The sequence below is a fragment of the Sphingomonas benefaciens genome (assembly GCF_052907485.1).
In genome coordinates this window covers 577,708-604,104 of record NZ_JBREIC010000001.1, presented here as the reverse complement: position 1 = coordinate 604,104, position 26,397 = coordinate 577,708, and the positions used below count along the sequence as shown (strand labels likewise).

Genomic DNA, 26,397 nt, shown 5'->3' with positions numbered 1-26,397 from the left:
AACTTGAGTACCGGAGCAGGAGCGAGCATAGCCCGCCCTAGCTCGCTTGAAAACAGCTTGTTCTGTGCGTACCTTTCAACATTTAGTACATGTTTATCTTACTATATGCTATGTTTATTAATAGGGTTGGTATCAAAGTTAATTGCCTACGGTTTCGATCAACAATAAACTATCGGTAATTCACATTTCTGTTTCCATAAGGCGCATTGCTTAAAACGCGTCAGTTAGAACGGCTCTATATCCGGTAATGCCGGTAGGGAAGGTGGAGGCTCACAGGGTATCACCCTTCCGACGAATGATAGGAGCTTACTTCCTTATCCCGCGACCTTCCGGGCAGCTTGTTATGTAAATTGGTGGTATCAGATAGTTTAGTGCTTTAGCCTCTTGGACCGTTTACAAAGGTGAAGCGAGGCATAGCCTCAATGGCGTTCCGCTTCGCTTGGAGGGACACGGCGCCGTAGCTTTGACCAACGGACCTCGGTGCGTGTCCCTGAATGGCATCAGCAACACGTTCGGGTATTCCTGCATCGATAGCGCGCGTCTTGAAGGTGTGTCGCCACCCATGGTTCGGCTGCACGTTAGGATCGGTTATACCAACCTCCAAACGTATCCAGTCTCTCAAACGCTCACCAACCTTCTTATAGTAACGGTTCGAAATGCCGGGACGGGTTATTTTCCGAACATCATAGAAGATGGGCATATCTCCGGCTAAATGAGCTACCAGGACAAAGCCTTGCTCAATTAGATGGCTATGGATCGGCACATTTCGGGCTTCGCCATTTTTTACGGTTCCTGCCTCCGGGGTGATGCGGATGATCCATATTCCATCTGATTGTTGTATGTCGCTTCCTCTAAGCTGACTTATTTCATTTACTCGCGCACCGGTGTATGCACAAAGCCATGGTATCCATCGTCTTGCGAGGCGATCGAACTGATTGCAAAGTGGATAAGAGAGACAAGAAGATTTTAATATTATTTGAGCTTCGTCATGCGTAAAGTCACGGTCCCTCGATTTTTGCTTTCTTGGAACTCGAACTTTCACATGAAGTGCAACATTTTCTGCTATGAGCCGCTTTTCGACAGCCCAAGAGAGCGTCGCCCTTAGCGCACAGAGGTATTTACCTTTTACAGTTCCGGGTGATCGTCTCTTGCCGCCACGCCCCGGCTCAACAAGCAGGAAATCGCGCCAGCGGTCTACGTCCTGCACGGTAACGCGGGCAGCGTCATCGTGACCGACGAATGCCGCCAATGCTCTTAAGATCGATCGCCATTCTGTTGCGGTAGCAGGCTTGAGGCCTTGCTCTGCCGCGTAAGCATCGAACGTGGCGATAAGGGGCACTTTAAGGGCCGCTGGGGCCGATTTCTTCCCTAGAGCAGGATTGCTCGGCAGCAGGGCTGATGATGCTGTAGGAGCCTTATTCGGGCTTTCTACAGCGTCGAACCCTATTCCGGTGTCCATGGCGTTATCGAACGCCACGACGAAAGAGGGCAGTAGGCGCTTAGCCTCTCTACGATCCTTCGTCCCCAACGTTTTGATCCATTCCCGTCGACCATCGAACATCGGGCGCAAGGCTACCGGGATAGCCCGACGGAAATAGTAGGTGCCGCCTTCCCGGCGATACAGGTGTGTAGTCAACCGTCGCTCCGCTACGTTTGTAGCAGACAGTCGCGCTAAGCTCGATTTTACAGCCTCGTCGGGATCGATGGGGGATGGGGCAGGAACGCCATCGTCAGCGCGAATGCGAGCGCCGCCCAGAAACCGATACGTGCGACGATCACCAGGGCAGGGCCTTCCGTCAGAAACTGGTGCCGAGTGCAGGGATCGAACCCGCGACCTTCGGTTTACAAAACCGCTGCTCTACCAGCTGAGCTAACCCGGCGACGTCGCCCCCATGCGTCAGGGCGGCGCGCTAGTCCAGAGGGTCGTTCGCCGCGGGACGGCGAACCAGATGACATGGGTGGCGCCTTTGCCGCCGCCCTTGCCGTCGTCGCGGGCACGGACGCGGACTTCGTCGACGGTGAAGCCGGCGCGGGCCAGCCGCTTGGCGAAGACGGGGTCGGGGCCGGCCGACCAGATCGCCAGCACGCCGCCCGGGCGCAGCGCGATGCGGGCCTCGTCGAGCCCACGCGCGGCATATAAACCGTCGTTGGCGGCGCGGGTCAGGCCGTCGGGTCCGTTGTCGACGTCGAGCAGGATCGCATCATAGCCGCGGGGCGCCGCGCGGATCGCATCGCCGACGTCGCCGATCGCCAAGGTCACGCGCGGATCGTCGAGGCAGCCGTCGGTCAGCGCCGCCATCGGCCCGCGCGCCCATTCGATGATGCCCGGGACGAGCTCGGCGACCGTCACCCGCGCCTGCGGCCCGAGCCGACCGAGCACCGCGCGCAGGGTGAAGCCCATGCCATAGCCGCCGATGAGCAGATGGGGAGAAGGGCGGCCGGCGAGCCGGTCGCAGGTCATCGTGCCGAGCGCGACCTCGGACCCGCTCATCCGCGTGCTCATCAAATCGTTGCGGTCGAGCACGATCATGAAGTCGCCGCCGCGCCGGAACAGGCGCAACGGCTCGCCGCCGGGCACGTCGGCCACGCCCAGCAGCTCGCGCGGGGTCACTTGCCCTGACGCGCCTTGCGAGCGGCATAGCGCGCGTCGCGCGCCGCCTTCAGCTCGGCCGCGGTCGGCACCACCGGCGGCCGCTTGGCGGCGGCGGCGGCTTCGGCGGCGGCGGCTGCCTCGGCAGCGGCGCGGGCGCGTGCCTCTTCCTTGGCCGCCTTCTTCTGCTCGATCGCGGCCTTGTGGGCCGCACGGCGCTCGGCCTCCGCGGCCTCCTTGGCGGCGCGGGCTGCGGCCCGTGCGGCGACCGCTTCCGGATCGGGAGCAGCCTTGTTGCGCAATTTGTCGAGCGCCGCGGCCTTGGCGTCACGCGACGCGGACGCGCGCTGCGAGAAGTCGGGTGTCTTGTATCCTGCCATATCGACCTTTCCGTCGCTGTTGCCGCCTTGCCCCAACGCCTGGCGATGCGGGAAGGCCCAATGCACAACGGCCTCGCATCGCTGCGAGGCCGTCGGAGAAACTGGTGGACGCACTTGGGCTCGAACCAAGGACCCGCTGATTAAGAGTCAGCTGCTCTACCAACTGAGCTATGCGTCCGTGACCGGTGATGCGCGGCGCCTTGGTGAAGCGCCGACCGCGTCGGGAGGCGCGCAATTACCATCGTGTCGGCGGGATGCAACCCCTTTTTTGCCTACCAGCGCACGCGGCGCCGATTTTCCCGGTCGATCGACATCATGATGCCCAGGCACAGCAGCACCGTCATTTGCGCCGAACTGCCGAAGCTGACCAGCGGCAGCGGGATGCCGACGACGGGCGCCAGCCCCATCACCATCGCCAGGTTGATCGCCACGTAGAAGAAGATCGTCGTCGCCAGGCCGGCAGCGGTCAGCCGCGAGAAGCGGGTGCCGGCATTCTGGCCGACGTTGACGCCCCAGCAGATGACGAGCAGGAAGGCGAGGATCAGCAGGCAGCCGCCGATCAGCCCCCATTCCTCCGCCATCGTCGCGAAGACGAAGTCCGTCTGTCCCTCCGGCAGATAGTCGAGATGGCTCTGCGTACCCTGCAGGAAGCCCTTGCCCCACAGGCCGCCGGAGCCGATCGCGATCTTGGATTGGCTGATATGGTAGCCGGTGCCGAGCGGATCGCTTTCGGGATCGAGGAAGATCAGCACGCGATTACGTTGATAGCCGTGGAGCAGGAAATTGACCGCGAGCGGCGCCGCCACCGCCACCGCCATCGCACCGCCGACGAACAGCCGCAGCGGCACACCGGCAAGGAACATGATCGTCGCGCCGCCGGCGCAGACCATCAGCGCGGTGCCAAGGTCGGGCTGTTTCATGATCAGCGCGGCGGGCAGGCCGATCAGCAGCGCCGCGGGCCAGATCGCGCTGAACCGCCGCGTTTCGTTGGCGGGCAGCATGTCGTAGAAGCGTGCGCAGGCGAGCACGATCGCCGGCTTCATCAGCTCGGACGGTTGCAGGCGGATGAAGCCGAGGTCGAGCCAGCGCTGGCTGCCGCCCCGCACCGCACCGAGCAGCTCGACGAAGACGAGCAGCACGACGAGGCCGCCATAGGCGGGCAGGGCGCCCGATCGCCAGACCCGTTCCGGCACATAGGACAGAGCGATCGCACCGGCGACGAAGACGTAGAAGCGCAGGCCCTGCGACAGGGCCCAGGGGCGCAGCGAGCCGCCCGCCGCGGAATAGAGCACGACCTGGCCGAAGGTGCCGATCGCGACGACCAGCAGGATCACCTTCCACGGCAGGCGGGCGATCGGATCGGGAACGATGCCGGCGCGGCTCACTGGTCGTCGCTCCGTTCGGTCGAGCCGCTTTCCGCGACGGTGTCGCCGGCGCTTTCGTTGACCAGCGCGGCCTGGGTCTGGTTGGCGAGGTCGGTCGCCGCCTCGACTGCGGCCGAATCGCTTGGCACGACCGCGTCCGTCTTGGTCGCTTGGACCGCGGGGGCGGGGGTATGGACGGCGCGATAAGCCGCCGCTTCCGCGGTCATCCGCGTCGCGATGTCGCCACCCCAGCTGGGCTCCATCTCGGCCAGGCTGGTCATCGCACGCTGCTTGTCGAACAGATAGGTCATGATGTCGCGGCCGATCAGCGGCGCGTCGAGGTTGCGGACGGTATGGCCGTTATGCTCGAGCGCGATGCCGAGCGCATATTTGGGATTGTCGGCCGGTGCAAAGGCGATCAGCAGTGCGTGGTCGCGCAGCTTGAACGGCAATTGCCCATTCTTCAGCACGCCCGCCCGCCGTTCCGCCATGGTGATGCGGCGGACCTGTGCCGTGCCGGTCTTCGCCGCCAGCGCCACGCCGGGAACGTACATCCGCGCCGCGCCGCCGGTGCCGCCGCTGTTGACCACGCCGAACATCGCATTGCGCACGACCGCGAGATCTTCGGCCGGGAAGGGCAGCGGCGCGGCATCGCGATGCACATGGTCGGCGAGCAGACTGGGCTGGATCATCCGGCCGGAGGCGAGCCGCGACGCCATCACCGCCAGCTGCAAGGGATTGGCGAGCACATAGCCCTGGCCGATCGAAGCGTTGAGGCCGTCGGCGACAGTCCAGCGATCCTTGTATTTGCGCAGCTTCCACGCCGAATCGGGGACGGTGCCGTAGCGCTGGGTGGCGAGCGGCAGGTCGAATTTCTGGCCCAGCCCCATCGTCCGTGCGACCGGTGCGATCGCGTCATAGCCCTGGCGCCGGATCATCTCGTAGAAATAGATGTCGCAGCTCTGCTCGATCGCCCCCTTGAGGTCGAGCGCGCCATGGCCGCCCTTCTTGTGGCAGTGGAAGATGCCGGTGCCGACCCGCATCGCGCCGGTGCAGACCACCCGATCGGTCGCCTTGACCCCCGAATGCAGCAGCGCCAGCCCGTTCATCGGCTTCACCGTCGATCCCGGCGGATACAGCCCCTGCGTCACCTTGTTCATCAGCGGAACATGGTCGTTCTCCGACAGCATCTGCCATTCGAGATGGCTGATGCCGTTGGAGAAGCTGTTCGGGTCGTAGGCCGGCACGGAGACCATCGCGAGGATCTCGCCCGTGTTGCAGTCCATCACCACGGCGGACCCGGAATTGGTGCCGAGCCGGCGCGCCGCATAATCCTGCAGCGCCGCGTCGATGGTCAGCCGCTGCGTCTTGCCGGGCACGTCGGGCCGCGTGGCGAGTTCGGCGACCAGCTTGCCGCGCGCGGTGACCTCCAGCCGCTTGGCGCCGGCGACGCCGCGCAGCTGGCTCTCGAGCATCTTCTCGAGCCCGTCCTTGCCGATCTTGAAGCCCGGTGTGACGAGCAGGGGGTCGTGCGTCGCCTTATATTGCTCGGCGGTGGGCGTGCCGACATAGCCGGTCAGATGCGCGACGGCCGCGCCGCCGGGATAATGGCGGGCGAAGCCGCGGGTCGGCTCGACGCCCGGCAGCTCCGGCTGGCGCAGCGACACCGCGGCGAAGCGCTCCCAGTCGATATTCTCCGCCACCTGTACCGGCTGAAAGCCCGCCGCACCCTTCAGGTCGAGCTTGATCCGCTCAATCTCTTCGGGGGGCAGCTGCAGGATGCGGGCGAGGAGGCCGAGCGTGCGGTCGGGATCCTCGAGCCGGTCGGGGATGATGTCGACGCGGAAGTCGGTGCGGTTGTTGGCGATCGGCGCGCCGTGCCGGTCGATGATCCAGCCGCGGCGCGGCGGGATCTTGGTCAGGCTGACGCGATTGCTTTCCGCCATCGCATTGTATTTCTCGTTCTGCGCGATCGCCAGCCAGCCCATGCGACCGGCGAGCAGCGCGCCGACGCCGAGCTGCGCCGTGCCGAGCAGCCAGGCGCGGCGCGAGAAGCTGTAGGTCTGCATGGCCTCGGTCACGATGCGGTTCGATCGCTTCACGCGGCGACTCCCCGCTTGCGGTCGATCCACGCGACGAGCCGGGCGGACAGGGGAAAGAGCAGCACGGCGATCACGATCTGCGCCACTAGCACGGTATCCACGCGCGCGCCGAACGGCAGGGCGATCCAGCGCCCGGCGATCAGGCAGAAGGCGAGGGCGCCGCTGGCGATCAGCCAATCCTGCCAGAAGTCGCGAAACACCAGCCGCTGCTCGATCAGGTCGATGGCCAGGAAACAGGCGGACCAGAGCAGCACGGCCGAGCCGAGCGGCTGGCCGCTGACCAGATCGTCGACGAAGCCGAGCGGCGCCGCCGCCCAGGGGCGCAGGGCGAAGCGGGCGAGCAACCGCCAGGTCAGGAGCATGATCAGGCCGAGCGGCGGCAGCAGCGCGAGGCTGGCGACCACCGGCAGCACGGCGCCGACCAGCGAGGCGGCAAGCACGCTGATCCACGGCACCGCGCGCGTGCGACCGGGGGGGAGCGGCGCGCGGAACGGCTGGTGGTCGATCGTGTTCATGGCGCCGGCGAACTCGCCGGCAGGGGGGCCGCATTGGGCGGCGGCGCGACGGCGCGGCGCGGCGGCGGCATCGGCATGAACGGCTGCTCGACCAAAGCGAAATCGACGGCATCCGGCGCGGCGACGGGGATGGCGACGACATTGTCGATCCCGGTGGCGGGGATGACGGCGACCGGAATGCCGGGCGGATAGATGCCGCCGGTGCCGGTGGTCACGAACAGCTCGCCCGGCCTGAACCGCACATTCGTGGCATTGACGGAACGGATGTCGACGCGTCCGTCGCCGCGGCCGGCCGCGATCGCGGGCAGGCCGTCGCGCGTGCGGCGGACGGGCACCAGGCTTTCCGGATCGGTGATCAGCAAGACGCGGGCGGCAATCGGGCCGCTTTCCAGCACCCGGCCGACCAGTCCGAGTGGCCCGCGCACCGGCATGCCCGGTCGGACATCCTGCAACCGGCCGGCATTGAGCAAGGCGAAGCGTCGCCCGCTCGTCGCCGACGAGGCGACGAGGCGCGCGGTGATCACCGGTGCCGGCGAACGATCGCGGACGGCCAGCAAGGCGCGCAGACGGCGGTTGTCATAGGCGAGGATGCGGGCGCGGGTGAGCAACGCGCGGTCGCGCACCACCTCCGCCTTCAGCGCGGCATTCTCGCCATGGACGTCGATCCAGGTACCGATTGCAGCCGGCACGCTGGCCACCGCGCGCGTCGCGCTGTCGAGAACGCTGGCGACCGGCGCGACGACGCTGGCCGCGGTCATCCGCAAGGCGGCGAAGGCGGGCGGGTTGAAGCTCGACACGACGAGCAGCACGATGCCGACTAGCGTGCCCGCGACGGCGAGCACGTAGCCGAGAAAGGCCGAATATTGCCGCCGCCGCGAAAACCCCGTGCGACGGTCGCGGGCAGGCGCCATGCGCCGCTCCCCCCGTTGGCGGTTAACCGTTCTGGAGCACGCCCCGGAACATCGGATCCTCGAGCGCACGACCGGTGCCGAGCGCGACGCAGGTCAACGGGTCCTCGGCGACGGTGACCGGCAGGCCGGTCTCGTCGCGTAGCACCTCGTCCAGCCCCTGCAGCAGCGCGCCGCCACCGGTCAGCACGATGCCCTGGTCGACGATGTCCGCCGCCAATTCCGGCGCGGTGTTTTCCAGCGCGACGCGGACGCCCTCGACGATCGTCGCGACCGGCTCGCTCAGCGCCTCGGCGATCTGGCCCTGGTTGATCTGGATTTCCTTCGGCACGCCGTTGACCAGATCGCGACCCTTGATGTGGATCGTGGTGCCGATGCCGTCGGCGGGCGGGCGGGCGATGCCGACCTCCTGCTTGATCCGCTCGGCGGTGGCTTCGCCGATCAGCAGATTGTGGTTGCGGCGGATGTAACTGACGATCGCCTCGTCCATCTTGTCGCCGCCAACCCGCACGCTGGTGGTATAGGCGAGACCGCGCAGCGACAGCACCGCGACCTCCGTTGTGCCGCCGCCGATATCGACCACCATCGAACCGATCGGCTCGGTGACCGGCATGTCGGCGCCGATCGCCGCGGCCATCGGCTCCTCGATCAGATAGACCTGGCTGGCGCCGGCGTTCGACGCCGCGTCGCGGATCGCACGACGCTCGACCTTGGTCGAACCCGATGGCACGCAGATCACGATTTCCGGCCAACGCGCGAACTTGCGCGGCCCGTGGACCTTGCGGATGAATGCCTTGATCATCTCCTCGGCGACGTCGATGTCGGCGATGACACCATCGCGCAGCGGCCGGATCGCCTCGATGTTGCCCGGGGTCTTGCCCATCATCAGCTTGGCGTCGTCGCCGACCGCCTTTACCTTCTTGATGCCGTTGATCGTCTCGACCGCCACCACGGACGGTTCGTTGAGGACGATGCCGCGACCGCGGACATAGACCACGGTGTTCGCGGTGCCGAGGTCGATCGCCATGTCGTGCGACATGAATTTGAACAAGCGGGGGAAGGCCATCGGGCGATAGGTTCCGTCTTCGGTGCCAGGGCTCCGCCAGCGCTGCCCCACGCCACGGTATCGGCCAGGGCTCGTTCCGTCACGTCGTTGCGGCAGGCTCGCGGGATGCCGCCGCTTGGTATAGAGCTTGCGCGGTGTCAATACGTCGTCTGCCCGAACAACTCGTCAATCGCATCGCCGCCGGTGAAGTGGTGGAAAGGCCCGCCAGCGCGTTGAAGGAGCTGGTCGAGAACGCCATCGATGCCGGTGCGACGCGAGTCGCGGTGGTGCTGCGCGACGGCGGTCTCGCCCGGATAGAGGTGGCGGACGACGGCTGCGGCATGGCCCCGGCCGACATGGCGCTGGCGCTGGAACGGCATGCAACCTCCAAGCTGCCCGACGAGGCGATCGAGAACGTCACGACGATGGGCTTTCGTGGCGAAGCGCTGCCGTCGATCGCCAGCGTCGCACGCCTGACGCTGGAAAGCCGGATGCCGGGCGCGGAGGGGTGGGCGCGGGTGGTCGACAATGGCGCGCTGGTCCGCGAGGGGCCCGCCGCCTTGCCGCCGGGAACGCGCGTCGTGGTCGAAGAGCTGTTCGCCCGCGTGCCGGCGCGCCGCAAGTTTCTGCGCAGCGCGCGGTCGGAATATGCCGCCTGCCTGGACGTCGTGCGCCGTCTCGCGATGGCGCGACCCGATGTCGCCTTTTCGCTCGAACATGACGGCCGCCGCGCCTTGGCGGTGAACGCGGGCGAGGACCGGCCGGGCCGCGTCGCGGCGCTGACCGATCGCGCGCTCGCCGACAACGCGGTGCCCATCGATCTGGAGCGCGAGGGGCATGTGCTGGGCGGGGTGGCGAGCATCCCGACCTACAATCGCGGCGTTGCCGATCACCAATATCTCTTCGTCAACGGCCGCCCGGTGCGCGACCGGCTGCTGATGGGCGCGATCCGCGGCGCCTATGCGGAGATGCTGCCGCGCGATCGGCATGCGGTGGTCGCGCTGTTTCTCGACGTCCCGCCCGATCAGGTCGACGTTAACGTCCACCCCGCCAAGACCGAGGTGCGGTTCCGCGACCCGATGCTGGTGCGCGGGCTGATCGTCTCCGGACTGCGGCGGGCGCTGGACGCGGCAGGACACCGCAGCGTTCAACGCCCGGCCGAAGCCGCGCTGGCCATGTGGCAGGCCGAGCCGGTCACCGGTAGTACGCCCGCCCAAGCGGGATGGGACCAGCCCGCCGGTGACCATCCGGGTGCGGAACGTCCGAACGCCTATCTCGCGCTCCATGGCGAGCCGGCGCCTGCCACGCACAGCCTCCACGACCGCCGCGCGAGCTTCCTCACGCCACCGCCGGCTGCGCGGGCGGAGCCGGCCTGGGCGCCGCCGCCGCAGACCGGGGCGCATCCGCTCGGCGTCGCACGCGGGCAGGTCGCCAAGACCTATATCGTCGCCGAGGCGGAGGACGGCCTGGTATTGGTCGACCAGCATGCCGCGCACGAACGGCTGGTGCTGGAACGGATGCGCGCCGCACTGGCTGGCGGGCGCGTGGCGAGCCAGGCGCTACTGATCCCCGAGGTGGTCGAACTCGACGAGCCCGGCTGCGATCGGCTGGAGGGCCGGGCGGCGGAACTCGCCGACCTCGGCCTCGACCTCGAACGGTTCGGCGCGACTGCGATGCTGGTCCGCGCGACGCCGGCGCTGCTCGGCCAGGCCGATCCGCGCGGCCTCGTCACCGACCTCGCCGACGAGCTCGCCGCCTATGACGAGGCGCTGTCGCTGCGCGAGCGACTCGACGCCGTCGCCGGGACAATGGCGTGCCACGGCTCGGTGCGCGCCGGGCGTATCCTGTCCGTCGCGGAGATGAACGCGCTGCTACGCGAGATGGAGGCGACGCCGCATTCGGGCCAGTGCAACCATGGCCGGCCGACCTGGGTGAAGCTCGCGCACGGCGACATCGAGAAACTGTTCGGACGGCGGTGAGCGGCCAGGGCTCGCCCATGCCTATGCTCGGGCGATATTTCGCCCGCGGCTCAGCTTCGTCTCTGTCCCTCGTCGCGTGCAGAGACTGCAAGTTTCGGCGCCCTATGAATTAACGGCCTCGTCGCTTTTGCGACGACCGATCCACCGATCCACAAGGCATAGCCAAAAGCGGATAAGTCTCGATGCGGTACTATCTTGCGGCGTCCTTTTTCTCGGATTATCAATCGGGTGCACGGAGCAAAGCGGCCGGCACAGGGGAGTTGGGACCATGCATGCGCGGCTGGAGGATTTGCCCTCGGACTGTCGCCAGGGGCTCGTCGAGCTACTTACCGAAGCGGCCGATGTCGGGACCTGGGACTGGGACATCGTCGACAACCGTTTCTCTTGGTCACCCAAGCAATATGCCCATTTCGGCATTCAGCCCGTGCCGGGTGAAGGGCTGACCTACGAGCGCTGGCTGGAAGCGATCCACAAGGACGATCAGGCCATGGTACAGGCAGCGATCGCCGACACCATCGCCTCGGGATGCGAGATCGACCTGAAATTCCGCGTTCTCTGGAGGGACGACGAGGCTGCCAAGGTCGATGTCCACTGGATCCATTCGCGGGGACGGCTGATCCGTGGTCTCGACGGTTCGCCGTTGCGGATGATCGGCACCAGCCGCGACGTGACCGAGAGCGAGCAGCGGCTGGCCCTTGCCCGCGCGCATCGCGATGCCGAACTCGCCGACCTCTTCGGTGGGCCGAGCCGCTTCGATGTCCTGTTCGAGGAGACGTCCGATTGCCTCGTGCAACTGAAGGTCGAGGCCGATGGCCGCTTCACCTATCAGATGATCAATCCCTCGGGATTGAAGATGATCGGCATGACGATGGCGGCCGCCCATGGTCTGACCCCCGTCGAAGTGCTCGGCGTGGGCAACGGCGGGCAGATGGAAGCCGCGCTGAGGTCCGTCGTCGAAACCGGACTGCCGGTCCACTATGAGCCGACGTTCGATTACAGCGAGCAATCGGTCGTCTATGACGCGATCTATATGCCCCTGCGGGACGAAAGGGGCAGCGTCACGGCCATTCTGTGTCGGGCACGCGATGTCACGGAGCAGCGACAGACCGCGCTGGCGCTCCAGCAATCGCACAAGATCAGCGCGCTTGGGCATATGGCCGCCGGCGTCGCGCATGATTTCAACAACACGCTGACCAGCCTGAGAGGCTGCTTCCTTCGTCTGGCAAAGATCAATCCGTCTGCCGAAGTCGACTGGGTGCTCGAACAGGGCAGCAAGGCGATCCGCCAGGGCGAGGCGATCACCCGGCGTCTGCTGACCTTCGCTCGTAAGCAGGAGGTGCCGACCAGCGCGATAGATCTCCAGATCTGTCTGAATGATGCGCTGCCGTTGCTGCAAAGCACGTTGCCGGGCGTCGAGATCGCGGTGCAGCCGATGGAGGGTCGCTGTGACGTGATTGCCGACCATGGGCTGCTGCAGGCGTGCCTGCTCAATCTCGGCCTCAATGCGCGCGACGCGCGACCTCATGGCTGCAAGCTGGTTATCGGCGGAGCAATGCTTGCCAGCCACGCCGCGCCGCTCGACCTTCCGGCCGGTCGCTATGCGACGATCACGGTGAGAGACAACGGCCCGGGGATGCCGGCGGCGGTGCTCCGCCAGGCGCTCGAGCCCTATTTCACCACCAAGGCATCCGGTAAGGGGACCGGGCTGGGACTGAGCATGGTGATGGACACCGCCCGGAGTTTCGGCGGGACCGTCAGGCTGGAGAGCGAGCCGGGACGCGGCACCTCCGTGATCATCTACCTGCAGATCGCGGAGGACCCCGCGCGATCCGTCGTGACTGCGGAACCATCCCTGCCGCAATAATCGCTGCCAAAGCGGGTTTCGGCACTGGCGGTCCGCGCAACAGCGCGACGTCGTACGGCGGGTCCAGTCCGTCGGGTTGGCGCGATCCTTGTCTGAGACCGTCTAGGGGAGCAGCCCTCGCAGCAGCAGCGGCAGCGCCGCGCCCAGCGTGACCTCCATCTCGTCGTCGGGCAGGCGGTGTTTGACCAGGCCGCTCAGCATGCGGATCGCCAGCACCAGATCGTCGGCGGTGACGTCTTGGCGCAGCGAACCGTCTGCATGACCACGCGCCGCAACCGGCTCCATCAGCCGCGCCATGCGCTGACGTAGCGCCTCGAAGCGAGCACGATTCTCGTCGGTCAGCGGAATGTCGACCGCGATGCGCTGGAACAGCGAACTCGCCTGCGCGCCCTGGCGGACGAGCAGCAGCAAGGTCTCACCGATCGGTGCGGTCGGGTCGATATGCGCCTCGGCCGCATCGATCTCCCGTTCGAAGATCGCGATCGCCAGTGCGAACCGGTCGGCGAAATTGCGGTACAGGGTGCCGCGGCCGACGCCGGCGCGCTCCGCGATCTGTTCGAGCGGTACGGTGAAGCCGCCGTCGCGAAAGCAGTCGGCTGCGGCGGACAGCAAGGCCTCGCGCCTCGCCTGGGCGTCGCGACGCAAGGGTGCCCGATCCGTCACCAGATTTCCGCCCATGGTCGGTCACATGTCACCCGGACGTGAATGAGCGGCATCGTGGCAAATGCAAGAGCAAGCTGGGCGAGCGATATCATGTTGCAGTGCGGAACCCTTGCCGGCGCGCGGTGTTCCTGCGATAGCGGACACGGCGTCCGCTTATCCGCGGTGGGCTGAAGATCAGGCGGCGCCGGCGCGCGCGATGGACACGGATGGCATCACGATGAGCGACTCGTCCCAAACCGGTTCCCAGGATCCTGAGGCTCAGCATGCCGACGACGGCGACACGGATGCGAAGCCCGCTAAGCGGCTGAGCCCGCGGGCCAAGTTGATCCTGCTCGTCATTCTGGTGGTGGCGGTGATGCTCGGCATCCTCTGGTACGTGCGCTACGAAAGCCGTGGCAAGTTCCTCCAGGACACCAATGACGCGACGATCCAGGCGGATGCGATCACGGTGGCGCCGAAGATCAATGGCTATGTCGCCGAGGTGCTGGTCGGTGACAATCAGGACGTGAAAGCGGGCCAGCCGCTCGTCCGCATCGATCCGCGCGACTATCGCGCGCAGGCGGCACAGGCGCAGGCGCAGATCGCCCAGGCCAATGCCGGATCCGACGCGACGCGCGCGCAAATCGCTGAGCAATATGCCACCATCGCACAAGCACAAGCGCAACTCGACGCCGCCCGGATCAAGGCCGCGCACGATGCTGCCGAGGTCGCGCGCTATCGCCCGCTCGCCGCATCCGGGGCGGAAACGCGCGAGCAGCTCGCCCAGCTCGAGCTTGCCGCGCGCCAGTCGGCCGAGGACCTGCGCGCGCAGGCGGCGGCGGTGACGATGCAGCAGCGCCGGATCGGCGCCTTCCGTGCGCAGATCCGCCAGGGCGACGCCCAGGCCGAGGCCGCACGCGCGCAGCTCGAATCGGCGAACGTCAACGTCGGGGCGACACTCATCCGCGCCGCAGCCGACGGCCGGGTCGGCAACAAGACGGTGACGGTCGGGCAATTCGTCCAGGCCGGTACCCGGCTGATGTCGCTGGTGCCGCTCGACCGGCTCTACATCACCGCGAACTTCAAGGAGACGCAGCTCGCGCTGATGAGGCCGGGCCAGCCGGCGACGATCAAGGTTGACGCGCTCGACGGCACCGAGTTGCGCGGTTGGGTGGAGAGTGTGTCCCCGGGCACCGGTGCGCAATTTTCACTAATTCCGCCACAGAATGCGACGGGCAATTTCACCAAGATCGTCCAGCGCGTGCCGGTGCGGATCGGCATCGAGGCGACGCCGGCCGCGCGGCGGCTGCTCGTGCCGGGCCTGTCGGTCACCGTCACCGTCGACACGATCGGCGCCAAGGGCGACCTCGACCGGCTCAAGGAGCAGCAGAAGCAGCTCGGCAAGCAGGGCCGCTGACGATGGCGAGCGCGGCGGCCGCTTCCGGCGCCGGCAGCCAGCCGGCGGGCGGAGCACAGAAGGCGGACCTCGGCGCCTGGCTGGCGGTCGCCGCCGGAACGCTCGGCGCGCTGATGGCGACGCTCGACATCTCGATCGTCAATTCGGCCTTGCCGACGATCCAGGGCGAGATCGGCGCGAGCGGCACGGAAGGCACCTGGGTCGCCACCGCCTATCTCGTCGCCGAGATCGTCATCATCCCGATGGCGGCCTGGCTCGAGCGGCTGCTTGGCCTGCGCACCTTCCTGCTGATCGCGGCGGGTCTGTTCACCGGCTTTTCGGTGATCTGCGGCACCGCCACCACGTTGACCGCGATGATCATCGGTCGCGTTGGTCAAGGCTTCACCGGCGGGGCGATGATCCCGACCGCGCAGACGATCATCGCGACGCGGCTGCCGCGCAGCCAGCAGCCGATCGGCATCGCCGCCTTCGGCGTCACCGCGATCATGGGCCCGGTGATCGGTCCGCTGATCGGCGGCTGGCTGACCGAGAATATCAGTTGGCACTACAGCTTCTTCATCAACCTGCCGATCTGCGCGCTGCTGGTCGCGCTGTTGCTGGTCGGTCTGCCACACCAGAAGAGCCGGCTCGACCTGCTCGGTGAGGCGGACTGGATGGGTATCGCCGGCCTCGCCCTCGGTCTCGGCGGCTTGACCGTGCTGCTCGAGGAAGGGCAGCGCGAGCAGTGGTTTTCGTCCGGACTGATCCGGCTGATGGCACTGGTCTCGTTCGTCGGCTTCGCCCTGCTCTTCGCCGGCCAAGTCACCGCCAAGCGGCCGGTCATCAAGCTCAAGCTGCTGCTCGACCGGCAGTTCGGCGCGGTCGCGCTGATGGGCGTGGTGCTCGGCATCGTGCTCTACGGCACCTCCTACGCCATTCCCCAGTTCCTCGCCTCGATCGCCGACTATAATGCGTTGCAATCGGGTAAGGTCGTGCTGCTGTCGGGCATCCCCAGCCTGTTCATGATGGCGATCGTGCCGATCCTGCTCAAGCGGATCGACATTCGCATCGCGGTCGCCACCGGCCTCGTCATCATGGGCGGCGCCGCGCTGATGGACGCCCATCTGACGATCACGTCGGACGGCAGCGACTTCACCGCGTCGCAGCTGCTGCGCGGGGTCGGGCAGATTCTGGGCATGTTGTTCCTCAGCCAGGCGGTGGTGCGCGCGGTACCGCCGCAGGATGCGGGCGATGCCTCCGGCCTGTTCAACGCCGTCCGCAATCTCGGCGGCAGCCTCGCGCTCGCCGGCATATCGATCCTGCAGGACACGCGGCTGTGGTTCCATTCCCGCCGGATCGAGGAAACGCTGAGCGCCAACAGCGTCGCCGTGCAGGACTCTCTTCGCGGCATGGGAGGTCCGGCCGGCATCCCGCTGATCGAGCGGCAGATTCAGGGGCAGGCGCTGGTCATGACCTATAACGACATCTTCTGGATCATGGGGGTCGGCACCTTCGTCGTGCTGCCCCTGGTCCTGTTCCTCCGCCCCTTGCCGAAGGACGCCGCACCCGCGGCGATGCACTGATGAGACAGACGCTTGCGCTGCTGCCGTTGATCCTGGCCGCCGGTTGTATGGTTGGGCCCGATTACAAGGGGCCGCCTGCGGTCGCCTCCGACGCGGCGGCGCGCGGCACCTTCGTCCGGGCGAGCGATCCGGCGATCCGCCGTGCGCCCGGCGTGGCGCGCTGGTGGGAGACGCTGGGCGATCCGACTCTGACCGCGCTGGTCGACGATGCCCTGGCGCACAGCCCAACGATAGACGCCGCCGAGGCGCGCATTCGCGCGGCACAGGCGCAGCTGCGCGCGCAGCGGACCGCCGCCTTGCCCAACGTCAGCGCCAGCGCGACCTATCTGCATGCTCAGCTTCCCGGCACCGGTATCGGCGGGAGCACCAGCCAGTCCGGCGGTAGCGGGCAGGGCGGTGGCAGCAGCGATGGCGACTCGCTGTCGTCGCTCGACTTCTTCAATCTCGGCGGCACGGCATCGTGGGAGCCGGACCTGTTCGGCGGCACCCGCCGCGGCGTCGAGCAGGTGCGCGCCACCGTCGGCCAGCGTTATGCCGATCTCGCAGACGCGCAGGTCAGCCTGTCGGCGCAGGTCGCTCAGGCCTATGTCGGGTTGCGCGACGTGCAGGAGCGGGCGCGCCTCAATGCCCGCTCGACGGCGCTGCAGCGGCAGGCGCTGGCCCTGACCCGCCAGCGCTTCGCCGCCGGCACCGCCTCGCAATTGCAGGTCGACCGGCTCGAACAGCAATTGCAGAGCACGGACGCGCAGAACATCCCGCTCGCCGCCCAGATCGACCAATTTCGCGATCAGCTGGCGGTGCTGACCGGCCGAACGCCCGGCGCGCTCGATGCGACCCTGACGGTGCCGGCGCCGGTTCCGCTGCCGCCGCGCGAGGTTCCGATCGGCGATCCCGCCGCGCTGATCGCGCACCGGCCCGACGTCCGCGCCGCCGAGCGTGCATTGGCGGCGAGCAATGCGCAGATCGGCGTCAACACCGCCAAGCTGTTCCCATCGCTCAAGTTCATGGGTCTGTTCGGGCTCGGTGGCACCAGCATCGGCGATGTCGTCGACCCGGGCAATTTCACCGCGCTGCTGACGCCGATGCTGAGCTGGTCGATCCTCGACTTCGGCCGCGCCCGGGCGAATGTCCGCCAGTCGGAGGCGCAACGCGACGCCGCCGAGGCCCAATATCGCCAGACCGTGCTGGAGGCGCTGCAGGATGCCGAGACGTCGCTGTCGCGCTTCGGCAATGTCCGCCAGCAGCTGGGTCAGCTGGTCCAGGCGGAGAGCACCGCGACCCGGGCAGCCCGGCTCAACGATCAGCGCGTCCAGGCGGGCACCAGCACGGTGATCGACCAGCTCGATATCGAACGCCAGCGGCTGTCCGCGGCGATCGGCGTCGCGCAGGGCAAGGCGCAGCTGACCAACAGCTATATCGCCGTGCAGAAGGCGCTCGGGCTGGGGTGGAGCGAGCCTGCCAAGGTTGCGCATCGATTCCGCTCGGTATGCGGTATCAAGCGTCTGGGTGCTCGGTCTGATCTCGCTGCCGCATCGAGCACGTAGCGACGCAGCGTCCGGCATCAGCCCTAGACGCAACGCTGCGCGGGACGCATTACTGAAACGGTAATGTAAGAGACAGCCCGTTTCTCACTTGCGACAAGGCGAATGGCCACCATCTATTCACCAGGCGGAAACCTTTTCGCGGGGCGCGCATTCAGTGCGTGATCGAAACGGAAATATGTCATGAAACAGATCGTGCCGCTCGTTCTCGCCCTTATCCCTCTGGCCGCGGTGGTTAGCGCCTGCGTGTCCTGCCCGTAAGCGGGTAAGCTATCGGCCGCCGATGCAGCCGGGATGATGGGACCGTTTGAACGGAGTGCAATGGAGACAAAAGGGCCGCCCGATCCATGACGGATCGGACGGCCCTTTTGCGTGCGGCGGATGCCAGCGCGTGGGCGATCAGCCCTGCGCCTGTTCCTCCGGTTGAAGCTCGGCGGTCGCGCCCGGCTCGGCATTGGGATCGTAATCCTCGGTGAAGCCGGCCTCGTCGCGCTCGAACATCTGCGCCATGACGTCGACGCCCTGCGCCTGCATCTCGGCCTCTTCGGGCGAACGGGCGACGTTGACCTTGACGGTCACCGCCACCTCGGGGTGCAGTGCGACGCGCACGTCGTACACGCCGATCGCCTTGATCGGCTTGTCGAGCACGACCTGGCTCTTGGTCACCTTGTGGCCGGCCGCTTCCAGCGCCTCGACCAGATCGCGCACCGCGACCGAGCCGTACAGCTGGCCGGTGTTCGACGCCTGACGGATCAGGGTGACCTGCGCGTCCTTGAACGAGCCGGCTTCCTTCTCCGCGTCCGAACGGCGCGACGCGTTATCGGCCTCGATGCGGGCGCGGTTCGCCTCGAACACCTTGCGGTTGGCTTCGTTGGCGCGCAGCGCCTTCTTGTTGGGCAGCAGGTAGTTGCGGGCGAAGCCGTCCTTCACCTTGACCACGTCGCCGATGGCGCCGAGCTTCTCGACGCGCTCCAGCAGAATAACGTCCATGGGGTCGCTCCTTACTTCACGACGTAGGGCAGCAGGCCCAGGTGACGGGCGCGCTTGATCGCCTGGGCGAGCTCGCGCTGCTTCTTGGCGCTCACCGAGGTGATGCGCGACGGGACGATCTTGCCACGCTCGGACACGAAGCCCTGCAGCAGGCGGACGTCCTTATAGTCGATCCGCGGCGCATCCTTGGCGCTGAACGGGCACGACTTGCGGCGGCGGAAAAACGGGCGAGCCATTAAGCGGCCTCCTCTTCACGGTCACGACGGGGGCCACGGTCGCCGCGCGGCGCGCCGTCACGGCCACCCTCACGGTCGCTGCGACGCTCGCGGTCGCGCTCCTGCTTGCGCATCATCACGGTCGGGCCCTGCTCATGCTCGTCAACCTTGACGGTCATGTAGCGGATCACGTCCTCGTTGATCTGCGTCTGGCGCTCCAGCTCGGCGACGACCGAACCCGGTGCGTCGATCTCGAGCATGACGTAATGCGCCTTGCGGTTCTTCGCGATCCGATAGGCGAGGCTGCGCAGGCCCCAGGTCTCGGTCTTGACGACCTTGCCGCCATTGTCTTCGATGATCTTGGTGGCGTTTTCCGCCAGCGCGTCCACCTGCGCCTGTGCCAGATCCTGGCGCGCAAGGAACGTGTGCTCGTACAGAGCCATGCCTTGTCCTTCGTTGGCCGATCGCTGACACCGCCCCATGCGATGCCCCTCCGGCTGTCGTCCATGCAATCGGGGCGGCAGGCAATGCCCACCGCCCCGTTCCATCCGGCCGCCCTTAGCTTCGGCCGGCCGGAAAGGCAAGCCTCACGTCTTAGCGGAAGAGGCCGGGCCGCACCTCGACGATGGTCCCGTTCGGACGGACCAGGATCGCGTCGCGGCCCGACCGCGCCCAGTAGAAGCCGCGCTGCGGCGCGCGCAGCCGATAGGTGCGATATTCGTTGATCCGGCGATAGTTCGGCGCATAGCGGCGGTCGAACCGCTGGCCGGTGCGCCAGGTGCGCGTGGTCACGACGGTGGTGCCGTTCGGACGCTCGCGGACGGTGGTAACCTCGCGGCGCTGCTGCGGCGCGGCCTCCGCGGCGGTGGCGGCGAGCGGGCCGGCGATCAGCGTGGCGGCGATGGCGGAGAGGATGATCTTCTTCATGATGTCGTACTCCCATTACGAACTGGCGCCGTCATCCGGCGTCGAGTGACAAGATGGGGCCCGGTTGTCGCAGACCTCTCCCGCCCGACCCCGAAAACGGTCGCAAGGTGTCGCAACTCCAGAAGGTTCGTTCAGGTTGCACGAGGACCGCAGCGGCCCTAGGGGCGCCTGCCATAACTCGAACAGGAGCGGCATCATGCGGGCGTTCATCTTTCCCGGCCAGGGTAGCCAGGCGGTCGGCATGGGCAAGGCGCTGGCTGATGCCAGCCCGGTCGCACGCGAGGTATTCGGTGAAGTCGACGAGGCGCTGGGGCAGAATCTGTTCCGGTTGATGACGGAAGGGCCGGCCGATGCGCTGACCCTGACCGAAAACGCCCAACCGGCGATCATGGCCAATGCCGTGGCGACGCTGCGCGTGCTGGAGCGCGAGGGCAACGTCCGGCTGGCCGACAAGGCGGATTTCGTCGCCGGCCATTCGCTCGGCGAATATAGCGCGCTCTGCGCCGCCGAGGCGTTCGACCTCGCCACCGCCGCGCGGCTGCTCAAGCGTCGCGGCCAGGCGATGCAGGCGGCGGTGCCGGTGGGCGAGGGGGCGATGGCGGCGCTGCTCGGCGCCGACCTCGACAAGGCGCGGACGATCGCGGGCGCTGCGGTCGACGCGATCCTTGCGGAGGGTGGCGAGGAGCTGGTCTGTACCGTCGCCAACGACAACGACCCGTCGCAGGTCGTCATCTCCGGCCACCGGGTCGCGGTGGAGCGCGCCGTCGCCCTGGCGAGGGAACTGGGAGCCAAGCGCGCGCTGCTGCTGCCGGTGTCGGCGCCCTTCCACTGCCCGCTCATGCAGCCGGCCGCCGACGCAATGGATGCGGCGCTGGCCGACGCGCGCATCGCCGCGCCGCTGGTGCCGGTCTATGCCAATGTCGATGCCGCGCCGATCGCCGATCCCGGCGCGATACGCGCATCGCTGGTGGCGCAGGTCACCGGTATGGTCCGCTGGCGCGAGTCGGTGCTGGCGATGGCGGACGCGGGCGTCACGCAGTTCGTCGAATTCGGCGGCAAGGTACTCGCCCCGATGGTCAAGCGCATCGCGCCGGACGTCGAGGCGATCAGCGTGGTGACGATGGACGATCTGGAGGATTGGCTTAAGAAGGCTTGATGGTCACGCGGAGGCGCGGAGGCGCGGAGAAGACGTGAGGGATATCGACGCCGTCAGCGGCGACGTTCTTGACCTGGCGCTTCGTCTCCACCGGGAGCTCGGTCCGGGTATGCTTGAAAGCGTGTACGAAACGGTACTTGCCCGGCGCCTCACCGCAATGGGGTATGATATCGTCAGGCAGCGTCCCGTGGATATCGTTTCCGACGGCCAACGCTTCGCTGGCGCCTTTCGGGTCGACCTCCTCGTTGACGCACGTCTTGTCGTCGAGGTTAAATCGATTGAGCGGCTGACTGCCGCTCATGCCAAGCAACTGCTGACCTATCTCAGATTATTGAATCAGCCCGTAGGGCTGCTCATCAACTTCGGAGGCGCAACGCTGAAGGAGGGCGTGAAGAGGGTGGTGAACGACTATTCTTCTTCCTCCGCGCCTCCGCGCCTCCGCGTGAACAAGAATTTTGGAGGCTAGATGTTCGATCTGACGGGAATGACCGCACTGGTGACCGGTGCGTCTGGGGGCATCGGCTCCGCGATTGCCAAGGGTCTGGCGGCGCAGGGGGCGCGGCTGGCGGTGTCGGGGAGCAATGCCGACAAGCTGGAGGCGTTTCGGGCCGAGCTCGGCGGCGATCACGTCGCCGTGCCATGCAACCTGTCGGACGGTGCCGCCGTCGACGCGTTGGTGCCGCAGGCGCTCGCGGCGCTCGGCGGCAAGCTCGACATCCTCGTCAACAATGCGGGCGTGACGCGCGACAATCTGGCGATGCGGATGAAGGATGACGAATGGGATCAGGTGATCCGAGTCAATCTGGAGGCTGCCTTCCGCCTCATCCGTGCTGCCGCCAAGCCGATGATGAAGGCGCGCTTCGGGCGCGTCGTGTCGATCACCTCCGTCGTCGGTCAGACCGGCAATCCGGGCCAGGCCAATTATGCCGCCTCTAAGGCCGGACTGGTCGGCATGTCCAAGGCGCTGGCGCAGGAGCTCGCCAGCCGTAACATCACCGTCAACTGCGTCGCACCGGGCTTCATCCGCTCGGCGATGACCGACGTGCTGCCGGAGGCGCAGAAGAGTGCGCTGCTCGGCCGCATCCCGGCGGGCGACCTCGGCACGGGCGAGGACATCGCCGCCGCGGTCGTCTATCTCGCCAGCCGCGAAGCCGGCTATGTCACCGGCCAGACGCTGCACGTCAACGGCGGCATGGCGATGATCTAAGTTGCTAAGAAGACTGGCGAACGCGGACCAGTCTTAACAGACGCTTGCCAGCCGCACGGCCCCGTTCTACGGGCATGCGGGCAATTTTGACAAAACCCCCCAATCTGAAGAGGGATATGAACATGAGCGAGACCGCCGACCGCGTGAAGAAGATCGTCGTCGAGCATCTCGGCGTCGAAGCCGACAAGGTGACCGAGGATGCGAGCTTCATCGACGACCTCGGTGCCGACAGCCTCGACATCGTCGAGCTCGTCATGGCGTTCGAGGAAGAGTTCGGGGTCGAGATCCCGGACGATGCCGCCGAGAAGATCACGACCGTGAAGGACGCGATCACCTATATCGACGAGCACAAGGGCTAAGCCCTCGCCCGATGTCGACATCGGGCCGGAATTGAGCGGCTCCCCGTCCCCGGCTCGAGGGCGGGGAGCCGTTTTGCGTTGAATGTCGTCGCCGCTCCGCATCGTCGCGGGGTCACCCAGCGCGGGGATGCCGGTCGCGACCGGCAGGGCGCCTGAGAGGAAGAAGAGCATGCGTCGCGTCGTCGTCACCGGTCTCGGTCTGGTCACTCCGCTGGGTGCGGACGTGGAGACCGCGTGGGCCAATCTGATCGCGGGTAAGTCGGGCGCCGGCCCGATTACGCGGTTCGATACCCAGGGGCAGAAATGCACCATCGCGTGCGAGGTGAAGCCCAAGGACCATGACTATGGCTTCGACCCCGACAAGCGCGTCGATCACAAGATCCAGCGCCAGGTCGATCCGTTCATCGTCTACGGCATCGACGCCGCCGGCCAGGCGCTGGAGGATGCCGGCCTGACCGAGATGGACGAAGCGACGAAGCTGCGCGCCGGCGTGTCGATCGGTTCGGGCATCGGCGGCCTGCCCGGCATCGAGATCGAATCGGTCAATCTGCACGAACGCGGCCCCGGCCGGGTCAGCCCGCACTTCGTCCATGGCCGGTTGATCAATCTGATCTCCGGTCAGGTCAGCATCAGATACGGGCTGATGGGGCCGAATCACGCGGTCGTCACCGCCTGCTCGACCGGCGCGCATTCGATCGGCGATGCCGCCCGGATGATCCGCGACGACGATGCCGACATCATGCTGGCGGGCGGTGCGGAAAGCACGATCAACCCGCTCGGCGTCGCCGGCTTCGCCCAGGCGCGGGCGCTCAACACGAGCATGAACGACCGCCCGACCGAGGCGAGCCGACCCTATGACCGCAATCGCGACGGCTTCGTGATGGGCGAGGGCGCGGGCGTCGTCGTGCTCGAGGAATATGAGCACGCCAAGGCGCGCGGCGCCAAAATCTATGCCGAGGTCGTCGGCTACGGCCTGTCGGGCGATGCCTATCACGTCACCGCGCCGCATCCGGAGGGCAAGGGCGCGGAGAATGCGATGCGCATGGCGCTGCGCAAGGCGGGGATGGAGCCTTCGGACATCGATTACATCAATGCCCATGGCACCTCGACCATGGCGGACACGATCGAACTCGCCGCGGCGAAGCGGGTATTCGGTGACGACCTGTCGGGGGCGTCCATGTCGAGCACCAAGTCGGCGATCGGCCATCTGCTCGGCGGCGCCGGCGCGGTGGAGAGCATCTTCTGCATCCTCGCGCTGCGCGACCAGATCGTGCCGCCGACGCTCAACCTCGACGATCCCGACGAGGGCACCGAGGGCGTCGACTTGGTGCCGCACACCGCCAAGAAGCGCGAGGTCAAGGCGGTGCTGAACAACTCCTTCGGCTTCGGCGGCACCAATGCGTCGCTGGTGATGAAGGCGATCTGATCCGCACGGCGGGGAGACGGACGTGCGCAAGGTCGGCTGTGTCGGATTGCTGGTCGCCCTGGTGGCGATCGTCGCCGCCTTTTGGGTGGTGCATGGCTGGGGCGGCACCGGCCCGGCGCCGCGCACGCTGACGGTGCAGGTGGCGGAGGGTAGCACGCTCGCCGGCGCCGCCCGCGAGCTGGAGAAGGCAGGCGCGATCCCCTCGGCCGGCCGCTTCCGCCTGCTCGCGCGGCTGTTCGGCTCGGGCGAGCCGATCAAGGCCGGCGAATATCGCATTCCGCCGCACACCAGCCAGTCCGACATCCTCAAGATGCTGCAGGGCGGCAAGGTGCTGCAGCGGCTCGTCGTCGTGCCGGAGGGCTATCCGTCGGTGCTCGTCCACGACGCGCTGATGAAGGCCGACGGTCTGGTCGGCCCGGTACCGGTGCCGGCGGAAGGATCGGTGCTGCCCGACAGCTATGCCTTCCAGCGCGGCGACACGCGCGCCTCCGTCGTCACCCGGATGCAGACGGCGATGCGCAGCTACCTCCAGTCCGCCTGGGCGAAGCGCAAGCCGGGCATAGCGGTGTCGACGCCCGAACAGGCGGTCATCCTCGCCTCGATCGTCGAGAAGGAGACGGGCAAGCCGTCCGAGCGGCGGATGGTCGCCGCCGTCTACGGCAACCGCCTGAGGGCCGGCATGCCGCTGCAGGCCGATCCGACGGTGATCTATCCGATCACCAAGGGGCGCCCGCTCGGCCGGCGCATCCTGCGGTCCGAATTGCGCGCCAAGAACGGCTACAACACCTATGCGGAAACTGGCTTGCCGGTCGGGCCGATCGCCAATCCGGGGCGCGCTTCAATCGACGCAGTGCTCGATCCCGCGCAGTCGAAGGCACTGTATTTCGTCGCGGACGGCACCGGCGGCCACGTGTTCGCCGACACGCTCGCCGAGCACAACGCCAACGTGCAGAAATGGTACGCCATCCGTCGCGCGCGGGGGGAGATGTAGGCGTTGGCCTTCGCGATCCGCTGGGCGACGCCAGCCCATACCGATGCACTGCGCGTCGTGATGGCGATGTCGATCGATCGCCTGCAACAGAGTTTCCTGTCAGCCGAACAGGTTGTCGCCAGCCGACAGGTGATGGGGCTGGACACGCAGCTGATCGCCGATGGCACCTATGCGGTGGTCGAAGAGGCGGGAGCGGCGATCGGCTGCGGCGGGTGGAGCCGCCGCGCGACGCTGTACGGCGGCGATCACAGCACCGACCTGCGCGATCCGGCGGTGCTCGACCCCGCGACGCAGCCGGCACGCATCCGGGCGATGTACACGCACCCCGACCATGCGCGGCGCGGGATCGGACGCGCGATCCTCGCCTTTTGCGAGGCAGCCGCGGCGGCGGACGGCTTTCGGGCGGCGGAGCTGATGAGCACGCTGAGCGGTCGGCTGCTGTACACCGCATGCGGTTACCGGCCGTTGGAAGAGGTGACGGCGCGGGTCGGTGACGTCGACGTTCCGCTGATCCGGATGCGCAAGGATCTTGCAGCGCCGCTCGAACGCTGACCGCCGGGCCGGCGGGAAGCATCTCGCGATGCACCCCGCCGCTATGATCCTCAGCCGCGCAATGCGCTCGCCGCGCGGGACTTGGCCTCCACCTCCGCCATGGTGCCGCCGGTCACCCAACTGCCGCCGACGCAGAGCACGGGCTTGAACGCCAGCCACTCGGGCGCAGACGCCTCGGTGATGCCGCCGGTCGGGCAGAAGCGGCATTGGTAGAAGGGGGCGGCCAGCGCCTTCAGCGCCTTCAAGCCGCCGCTGGTCTCGGCGGGGAAGAACTTGAAGTGGGTGAGGCCGAGGTCGAGGCCGCGCATGATGTCGCCCGCCGTCGCGGTGCCGGGAAGATAGGCGACGCCGGCGTCGAGAATCGGCCTGGCGAGCCGCTCGGTCAGGCCAGGCGAGACGATGAATTCGACCCCGGCGTCGATCACGTCGCGCGCCTGCGCCTCGTTGACCACCGTGCCGGCGCCGACGATCGCGCCCGGCACCTGCTTCATCTCGGCGATCGCCTCCATCGCCGCGCCGGTGCGCAACGTCACCTCGAGCACGCGCAGCCCGCCAGCGACCAGAGCCTCGGCCAAGGGCCGGGCCGTAGCGGCGTCGTCGATCACCAGCACCGGAATCACGGCGCTGGTCTGCATGATGGTGGCGATGTCGGTCATGATGGGTCC

At 67.1% G+C, this 26,397-nt stretch carries 26 protein-coding genes and 2 tRNA genes; 12 read left to right on the top strand and 16 right to left on the bottom strand.

All coding sequences use genetic code 11. The features are described 5' to 3' along the window. Positions 1 to 376 precede the first annotated feature (376 nt). The 10 genes from ACU5AX_RS02890 to ACU5AX_RS02845 all read right to left on the bottom strand — a co-directional run bounded on the left by ACU5AX_RS02890 (position 377) and on the right by ACU5AX_RS02845 (position 8,925). Entirely contained in the window at positions 377 to 1,636 is a 1,260-nt protein-coding gene (locus tag ACU5AX_RS02890) for a DUF6538 domain-containing protein (RefSeq protein ID WP_446689586.1), read from the bottom strand. Between the two features lie 168 nt (positions 1,637 to 1,804). Next, positions 1,805 to 1,880, bottom strand: a tRNA-Thr gene (locus ACU5AX_RS02885). 17 nt (positions 1,881 to 1,897) lie between these two features. Next, entirely contained in the window at positions 1,898 to 2,611 is a 714-nt protein-coding gene (locus ACU5AX_RS02880; protein WP_446689585.1) for a spermidine synthase, read from the bottom strand. Next, the gene (locus ACU5AX_RS02875) at positions 2,608 to 2,970 is read right to left on the bottom strand and encodes a DUF6481 family protein (protein ID WP_446689584.1); all 363 of its coding nucleotides are present in this window, start codon (positions 2,968 to 2,970) and stop codon (positions 2,608 to 2,610) included. Before ACU5AX_RS02875 ends, ACU5AX_RS02880 begins: the two co-directional genes overlap by 4 nt. A 102-nt stretch (positions 2,971 to 3,072) precedes the next feature. Further along, a tRNA-Lys gene (locus ACU5AX_RS02870) sits at positions 3,073 to 3,148 on the bottom strand. A 94-nt stretch (positions 3,149 to 3,242) separates the two neighbouring features. Continuing rightward, on the bottom strand, positions 3,243 to 4,355 hold the full coding sequence (gene rodA, locus ACU5AX_RS02865; RefSeq protein WP_446689583.1) for a rod shape-determining protein RodA: 1,113 nt from the start codon (positions 4,353 to 4,355) through the stop codon (positions 3,243 to 3,245). Next, positions 4,352 to 6,403, bottom strand: a complete 2,052-nt coding sequence (gene mrdA, locus ACU5AX_RS02860; protein ID WP_446690453.1) for a penicillin-binding protein 2 — start codon at positions 6,401 to 6,403, stop codon at positions 4,352 to 4,354. Before mrdA ends, rodA begins: the two co-directional genes overlap by 4 nt. Before the next feature lie 29 nt (positions 6,404 to 6,432). Further along, positions 6,433 to 6,951 (bottom strand): rod shape-determining protein MreD, encoded by a 519-nt coding sequence (gene mreD, locus ACU5AX_RS02855; RefSeq protein ID WP_446689582.1) that lies wholly within the window; start codon positions 6,949 to 6,951, stop codon positions 6,433 to 6,435. After that, complete coding sequence (locus tag ACU5AX_RS02850; RefSeq protein ID WP_446689581.1) at positions 6,948 to 7,862, bottom strand: rod shape-determining protein MreC; 915 nt, start codon at positions 7,860 to 7,862, stop codon at positions 6,948 to 6,950. Before ACU5AX_RS02850 ends, mreD begins: the two co-directional genes overlap by 4 nt. A gap of 22 nt (positions 7,863 to 7,884) precedes the next feature. Continuing rightward, on the bottom strand, positions 7,885 to 8,925 hold the full coding sequence (locus ACU5AX_RS02845; RefSeq protein WP_198352824.1) for a rod shape-determining protein: 1,041 nt from the start codon (positions 8,923 to 8,925) through the stop codon (positions 7,885 to 7,887). A 134-nt stretch (positions 8,926 to 9,059) separates the two neighbouring features. On the opposite strand from ACU5AX_RS02845, the gene mutL reads away from it, so the two are divergent. Next, on the top strand, positions 9,060 to 10,883 hold the full coding sequence (gene mutL / locus ACU5AX_RS02840) for a DNA mismatch repair endonuclease MutL (RefSeq protein ID WP_446689580.1): 1,824 nt from the start codon (positions 9,060 to 9,062) through the stop codon (positions 10,881 to 10,883). Positions 10,884 to 10,959: 76 nt separating this feature from the next. Beyond that, a complete protein-coding gene (locus ACU5AX_RS02835; RefSeq protein ID WP_446689579.1) occupies positions 10,960 to 12,747 on the top strand; it encodes a two-component system sensor histidine kinase NtrB in 1,788 nt (595 codons plus the stop codon). A 102-nt stretch (positions 12,748 to 12,849) separates the two neighbouring features. On the opposite strand, the gene ACU5AX_RS02830 is transcribed toward ACU5AX_RS02835, so the two are convergent. Next, positions 12,850 to 13,392 carry a TetR/AcrR family transcriptional regulator gene (locus ACU5AX_RS02830; RefSeq protein ID WP_446689578.1) on the bottom strand — a complete coding sequence of 181 codons (543 nt, stop codon included), beginning with the start codon at positions 13,390 to 13,392 and terminating at the stop codon, positions 12,850 to 12,852. A 235-nt stretch (positions 13,393 to 13,627) separates the two neighbouring features. Between ACU5AX_RS02830 and ACU5AX_RS02825 the strand changes: the two genes are divergently transcribed. From ACU5AX_RS02825 to ACU5AX_RS02815, 3 genes are read left to right on the top strand one after another with little or no spacing between them, the layout of a single operon-like run. Continuing rightward, positions 13,628 to 14,806, top strand: a complete 1,179-nt coding sequence (locus tag ACU5AX_RS02825) for an HlyD family secretion protein (protein WP_446689577.1) — start codon at positions 13,628 to 13,630, stop codon at positions 14,804 to 14,806. Between the two features lie 2 nt (positions 14,807 to 14,808). Continuing rightward, a complete protein-coding gene (locus ACU5AX_RS02820) occupies positions 14,809 to 16,368 on the top strand; it encodes an MDR family MFS transporter (RefSeq protein ID WP_446689576.1) in 1,560 nt (519 codons plus the stop codon). Continuing rightward, positions 16,368 to 17,912, top strand: coding sequence for an efflux transporter outer membrane subunit (locus tag ACU5AX_RS02815; protein ID WP_446689575.1), 1,545 nt, complete (start codon positions 16,368 to 16,370; stop codon positions 17,910 to 17,912). The genes ACU5AX_RS02820 and ACU5AX_RS02815 overlap by 1 nt, the downstream gene beginning before the upstream one ends. Before the next feature lie 396 nt (positions 17,913 to 18,308). Here ACU5AX_RS02815 and rplI read toward each other — a convergent pair whose 3' ends face one another. From rplI to ACU5AX_RS02795, 4 genes are all read right to left on the bottom strand, one after another. Further along, positions 18,309 to 18,899 carry a 50S ribosomal protein L9 gene (rplI, locus tag ACU5AX_RS02810; protein WP_446689574.1) on the bottom strand — a complete coding sequence of 197 codons (591 nt, stop codon included), beginning with the start codon at positions 18,897 to 18,899 and terminating at the stop codon, positions 18,309 to 18,311. An 11-nt stretch (positions 18,900 to 18,910) separates the two neighbouring features. Further along, positions 18,911 to 19,135, bottom strand: a complete 225-nt coding sequence (gene rpsR / locus ACU5AX_RS02805) for a 30S ribosomal protein S18 (RefSeq protein WP_007403456.1) — start codon at positions 19,133 to 19,135, stop codon at positions 18,911 to 18,913. Further along, positions 19,135 to 19,557 carry a 30S ribosomal protein S6 gene (gene rpsF, locus ACU5AX_RS02800; RefSeq protein WP_446689573.1) on the bottom strand — a complete coding sequence of 141 codons (423 nt, stop codon included), beginning with the start codon at positions 19,555 to 19,557 and terminating at the stop codon, positions 19,135 to 19,137. Before rpsF ends, rpsR begins: the two co-directional genes overlap by 1 nt. Before the next feature lie 151 nt (positions 19,558 to 19,708). Continuing rightward, complete coding sequence (locus tag ACU5AX_RS02795; RefSeq protein WP_446689572.1) at positions 19,709 to 20,041, bottom strand: RcnB family protein; 333 nt, start codon at positions 20,039 to 20,041, stop codon at positions 19,709 to 19,711. Between the two features lie 196 nt (positions 20,042 to 20,237). Between ACU5AX_RS02795 and fabD the strand changes: the two genes are divergently transcribed. The 7 genes from fabD to ACU5AX_RS02760 all read left to right on the top strand — a co-directional run bounded on the left by fabD (position 20,238) and on the right by ACU5AX_RS02760 (position 25,732). Further along, complete coding sequence (gene fabD, locus ACU5AX_RS02790) at positions 20,238 to 21,197, top strand: ACP S-malonyltransferase (RefSeq protein WP_446689571.1); 960 nt, start codon at positions 20,238 to 20,240, stop codon at positions 21,195 to 21,197. A 34-nt stretch (positions 21,198 to 21,231) separates the two neighbouring features. Next, positions 21,232 to 21,663: a GxxExxY protein gene (locus ACU5AX_RS02785; protein WP_198352834.1), complete on the top strand. Its 432-nt coding sequence runs from the start codon at positions 21,232 to 21,234 to the stop codon at positions 21,661 to 21,663. Continuing rightward, on the top strand, positions 21,664 to 22,404 hold the full coding sequence (fabG, locus tag ACU5AX_RS02780; protein ID WP_198352835.1) for a 3-oxoacyl-[acyl-carrier-protein] reductase: 741 nt from the start codon (positions 21,664 to 21,666) through the stop codon (positions 22,402 to 22,404). It begins immediately after the preceding gene. Between the two features lie 122 nt (positions 22,405 to 22,526). Further along, positions 22,527 to 22,763 (top strand): acyl carrier protein, encoded by a 237-nt coding sequence (locus ACU5AX_RS02775; RefSeq protein WP_019515010.1) that lies wholly within the window; start codon positions 22,527 to 22,529, stop codon positions 22,761 to 22,763. A 169-nt stretch (positions 22,764 to 22,932) separates the two neighbouring features. Then, positions 22,933 to 24,189 (top strand): beta-ketoacyl-ACP synthase II, encoded by a 1,257-nt coding sequence (gene fabF, locus ACU5AX_RS02770; protein WP_446689570.1) that lies wholly within the window; start codon positions 22,933 to 22,935, stop codon positions 24,187 to 24,189. 22 nt (positions 24,190 to 24,211) lie between these two features. Further along, on the top strand, positions 24,212 to 25,180 hold the full coding sequence (gene mltG, locus ACU5AX_RS02765; RefSeq protein ID WP_446689569.1) for an endolytic transglycosylase MltG: 969 nt from the start codon (positions 24,212 to 24,214) through the stop codon (positions 25,178 to 25,180). Between the two features lie 60 nt (positions 25,181 to 25,240). After that, positions 25,241 to 25,732, top strand: coding sequence for a GNAT family N-acetyltransferase (locus ACU5AX_RS02760; protein WP_446690452.1), 492 nt, complete (start codon positions 25,241 to 25,243; stop codon positions 25,730 to 25,732). Between the two features lie 50 nt (positions 25,733 to 25,782). Here the strand turns inward: ACU5AX_RS02760 and eda are convergent, their stop codons facing one another. Then, on the bottom strand, positions 25,783 to 26,388 hold the full coding sequence (gene eda, locus ACU5AX_RS02755; RefSeq protein WP_446689568.1) for a bifunctional 4-hydroxy-2-oxoglutarate aldolase/2-dehydro-3-deoxy-phosphogluconate aldolase: 606 nt from the start codon (positions 26,386 to 26,388) through the stop codon (positions 25,783 to 25,785). Positions 26,389 to 26,397 lie beyond the last annotated feature (9 nt).

What these genes read in the sequence shown, in the direction of transcription:
- ACU5AX_RS02845 (WP_198352824.1), bottom strand. Translation starts at nt 8,925, where the DNA reads ATGGCCTTCCCCCGCTTGTTCAAATTCATGTCGCACGACATGGCGATC.
- mreD (WP_446689582.1), bottom strand. Translation starts at nt 6,951, where the DNA reads ATGAACACGATCGACCACCAGCCGTTCCGCGCGCCGCTCCCCCCCGGT.
- ACU5AX_RS02820 (WP_446689576.1), top strand. Translation starts at nt 14,809, where the DNA reads ATGGCGAGCGCGGCGGCCGCTTCCGGCGCCGGCAGCCAGCCGGCGGGC.
- ACU5AX_RS02875 (WP_446689584.1), bottom strand. Translation starts at nt 2,970, where the DNA reads ATGGCAGGATACAAGACACCCGACTTCTCGCAGCGCGCGTCCGCGTCG.
- rplI (WP_446689574.1), bottom strand. Translation starts at nt 18,899, where the DNA reads ATGGACGTTATTCTGCTGGAGCGCGTCGAGAAGCTCGGCGCCATCGGC.
- ACU5AX_RS02760 (WP_446690452.1), top strand. Translation starts at nt 25,241, where the DNA reads ATGGCGATGTCGATCGATCGCCTGCAACAGAGTTTCCTGTCAGCCGAA.
- fabG (WP_198352835.1), top strand. Translation starts at nt 21,664, where the DNA reads ATGTTCGATCTGACGGGAATGACCGCACTGGTGACCGGTGCGTCTGGG.
- ACU5AX_RS02825 (WP_446689577.1), top strand. Translation starts at nt 13,628, where the DNA reads ATGAGCGACTCGTCCCAAACCGGTTCCCAGGATCCTGAGGCTCAGCAT.
- ACU5AX_RS02775 (WP_019515010.1), top strand. Translation starts at nt 22,527, where the DNA reads ATGAGCGAGACCGCCGACCGCGTGAAGAAGATCGTCGTCGAGCATCTC.
- ACU5AX_RS02815 (WP_446689575.1), top strand. Translation starts at nt 16,368, where the DNA reads ATGAGACAGACGCTTGCGCTGCTGCCGTTGATCCTGGCCGCCGGTTGT.
- rpsF (WP_446689573.1), bottom strand. Translation starts at nt 19,557, where the DNA reads ATGGCTCTGTACGAGCACACGTTCCTTGCGCGCCAGGATCTGGCACAG.
- fabF (WP_446689570.1), top strand. Translation starts at nt 22,933, where the DNA reads ATGCGTCGCGTCGTCGTCACCGGTCTCGGTCTGGTCACTCCGCTGGGT.
- rpsR (WP_007403456.1), bottom strand. Translation starts at nt 19,135, where the DNA reads ATGGCTCGCCCGTTTTTCCGCCGCCGCAAGTCGTGCCCGTTCAGCGCC.
- ACU5AX_RS02850 (WP_446689581.1), bottom strand. Translation starts at nt 7,862, where the DNA reads ATGGCGCCTGCCCGCGACCGTCGCACGGGGTTTTCGCGGCGGCGGCAA.
- ACU5AX_RS02795 (WP_446689572.1), bottom strand. Translation starts at nt 20,041, where the DNA reads ATGAAGAAGATCATCCTCTCCGCCATCGCCGCCACGCTGATCGCCGGC.
- eda (WP_446689568.1), bottom strand. Translation starts at nt 26,388, where the DNA reads ATGACCGACATCGCCACCATCATGCAGACCAGCGCCGTGATTCCGGTG.
- fabD (WP_446689571.1), top strand. Translation starts at nt 20,238, where the DNA reads ATGCGGGCGTTCATCTTTCCCGGCCAGGGTAGCCAGGCGGTCGGCATG.
- mrdA (WP_446690453.1), bottom strand. Translation starts at nt 6,403, where the DNA reads ATGCAGACCTACAGCTTCTCGCGCCGCGCCTGGCTGCTCGGCACGGCG.